Genomic DNA, 2,528 nt, shown 5'->3' with positions numbered 1-2,528 from the left:
TTTTCGCCTTGTAACTCTAAATAACGATCAGCGTCATAACGATAAATCACCTGCCGCTTTTTACTGACATAATAAAAGGAATTTTTAACAACAAATCCATTATTGGTTACATAATAAAAGAGTTGATAGCCTTCTTTAGGTAAGGGTTTAGGCCGCATAAGTGGCATTGGCTCGGTGGAGGGGAATGGCGCAAAAGTCGATAAAATCACGACCAAAACCACGGGTACAACAAATAACATTATCAACAATTTAGTTATTTTCTGTTTCATGCCTTAATTCCTTATTTAGCTGTACCTAACAAGTGTTGATAGACCTCTAACACGGTATGGTTATCGGGCAATTGAGTTCCTTTGGCATTATAATCGCAGCGCATTTTATCCCAACCAGTATAGTCACTTGGAATTGGGGGAATACTTTCAGGGATAATTTGGCTTCTGCCTAAAATAGCTTCTTGTTCAAGCTGTTCTTTTTTCGATAACATATACCAACCTTTGGTGCCAAATGGCGCTTCTGATGCATAAAGCTGACCATCTTTGCCTAAAATAAAAGCCTGATCATTCACCACATCGTATTGCGGTGAATCATGATTACCTAAATAATGCCCAACCCCTAAACGGATACTTCTAAATGAACGCCCCCCATCAATTGAGGTTTCAAAGCCTGCAAGATCAGAATAAGGAATAGAAATATAATTTTTAGCTGGATGCCGATAGGGTTCAGTGTAAATACGCCAAGAATGAGGTGCTATACTGAAATAAACTTGTTCTTTATCGTCAATAAAATAAGCTTGCCCTTCACATCGATAGCCTGTCAATAAAATATAACGGTTTTCATCAAAACGGTACACAATTTGCGAGGGAGGAACAATGGTGGGCTTTCGTATATTATTAACTGGCGAAAGTGCCAATATTCCCAAGATAAAGAACAGATAACTCACCATTTGCCATCGCTCACGATATTGCTTAATTAGCATAATAATAAATAATGCTCCCCCTATAAGGGTCGATAGTATTGCTAACATCATCATTACCTTTCCGCCCCAACCTCACAACGTATTTTGTCCCAACCTTGATAAGGTTCAGGTTTTAGATTTTTTATTGAATTTACCCGTAATTGATATTCTTTATTATCAATAAGGCTATCATAGGCTCCAAATCTAGAGCCATCTCTAACTCTTTTATCAGAAAACGCCGATGATGGGTAAAAAATCTGAAAATTTCTTAACCCATGTTCATAATCAAAATCATCATATTCATAAGATGCGCCAAATATCACCTCATGATTTTTTAAAACAAAATAGCCGGTATTACCCGAAATAGTAATCGGCGTATTTTTTTTCCCAAGCCAAGTATAAAATTCCTGAATAGGCGAATCATCCACCCCAATAAAATAATCAACTTCTTCTCCTGGTACAGCTGCCATTGGGGAAACCATCGCTTTTATAAAATGTCTGCCACCATCGACTGAAAAAACAAAATCGGACAGATCATTGGTGGGAATAGCAATATACTGTTTGCCAGGGTTATAGTAGTTAAATTTCGGTAAATGATAAGCTGTATAAAATCGTTTGGTAATTAAGGTATGAATATTATTTTTATCATCATGATACCAAATCAATCCACTGCAATTTTCGCCTTGTAACTCTAAATAACGATCAGCGTCATAACGATAAATCACCTGCCGCTTTTTACTGACATAATAAAAGGAATTTTTAACAACAAATCCATTATTGGTTACATAATAAAAGAGTTGATAGCCTTCTTTAGGTAAGGGTTTAGGCCGCATAAGTGGCATTGGCTCGGTGGAGGGGAATGGCGCAAAAGTCGATAAAATCACGACCAAAAACACGGGTACAACAAATAACATTATCAACAATTTAGTTATTTTCTGTTTCATGCCTTAATTCCTTATTTAGCTGTGCCTAACAAGTGTTGATAGACCTCTAACACGGTATGGTTATCGGGCAATTTAGTTCCTTTGGCATTATAATCACAGCGCATTTTATCCCAACCAGTATAGTCACTTGGAATTGGGGGAATACTTTCAGGGATAATTTGGCTTCTGCCTAAAATAGCTTCTTGTTCAAGCTGTTCTTTTTTCGATAACATATACCAACCTTTGGTGCCAAATGGCGCTTCTGATGCATAAAGCTGACCATCTTTGCCTAAAATAAAAGCCTGATCATTCACCACATCGTATTGCGGTGAATCATGATTACCTAAATAATGCCCAACCCCTAAACGGATACTTCTAAATGAACGCCCCCCATCAATTGAGGTTTCAAAGCCTGCAAGATCAGAATAAGGAATAGAAATATAATTTTTAGCTGGATGCCGATAGGGTTCAGTGTAAATACGCCAAGAATGAGGTGCTATACTGAAATAAACTTGTTCTTTATCGTCAATAAAATAAGCTTGCCCTTCACATCGATAGCCTGTCAATAAAATATAACGGTTTTCATCAAAACGGTACACAATTTGCGAGGGAGGAACAATGGTGGGCTTTCGTATATTATTAACTGGCGAAAG

Annotated in this window: 4 protein-coding genes; all 4 read right to left on the bottom strand. The window is 37.3% G+C overall.

Features of this window, described 5'->3' with window-relative positions; all coding sequences use genetic code 11:
• Positions 1 to 269 (bottom strand): hypothetical protein (locus tag A9G32_RS05700; protein WP_141672880.1); only part of this gene is annotated, 269 nt, incomplete at its 3' end.
• An 11-nt stretch (positions 270 to 280) separates the two neighbouring features.
• Positions 281 to 1,027, bottom strand: coding sequence for a T6SS immunity protein Tli3 family protein (locus A9G32_RS05695; RefSeq protein ID WP_141672879.1), 747 nt, complete (start codon positions 1,025 to 1,027; stop codon positions 281 to 283).
• A complete protein-coding gene (locus tag A9G32_RS05690) occupies positions 1,027 to 1,896 on the bottom strand; it encodes a T6SS immunity protein Tli3 family protein (RefSeq protein ID WP_065640652.1) in 870 nt (289 codons plus the stop codon). Before A9G32_RS05690 ends, A9G32_RS05695 begins: the two co-directional genes overlap by 1 nt.
• An 11-nt stretch (positions 1,897 to 1,907) precedes the next feature.
• Positions 1,908 to 2,528 (bottom strand): T6SS immunity protein Tli3 family protein (locus tag A9G32_RS12985; RefSeq protein WP_065640651.1); only part of this gene is annotated, 621 nt, incomplete at its 5' end.

Source organism: Gilliamella sp. Gris3-2 (genome assembly GCF_001690345.1).
GTDB classification, from domain to species: Bacteria; Pseudomonadota; Gammaproteobacteria; order Enterobacterales; family Orbaceae; genus Gilliamella; species Gilliamella bombi.
Note: the sequence above shows the minus strand (reverse complement) of the source record. Positions and strands in the feature narration are given on the sequence as shown.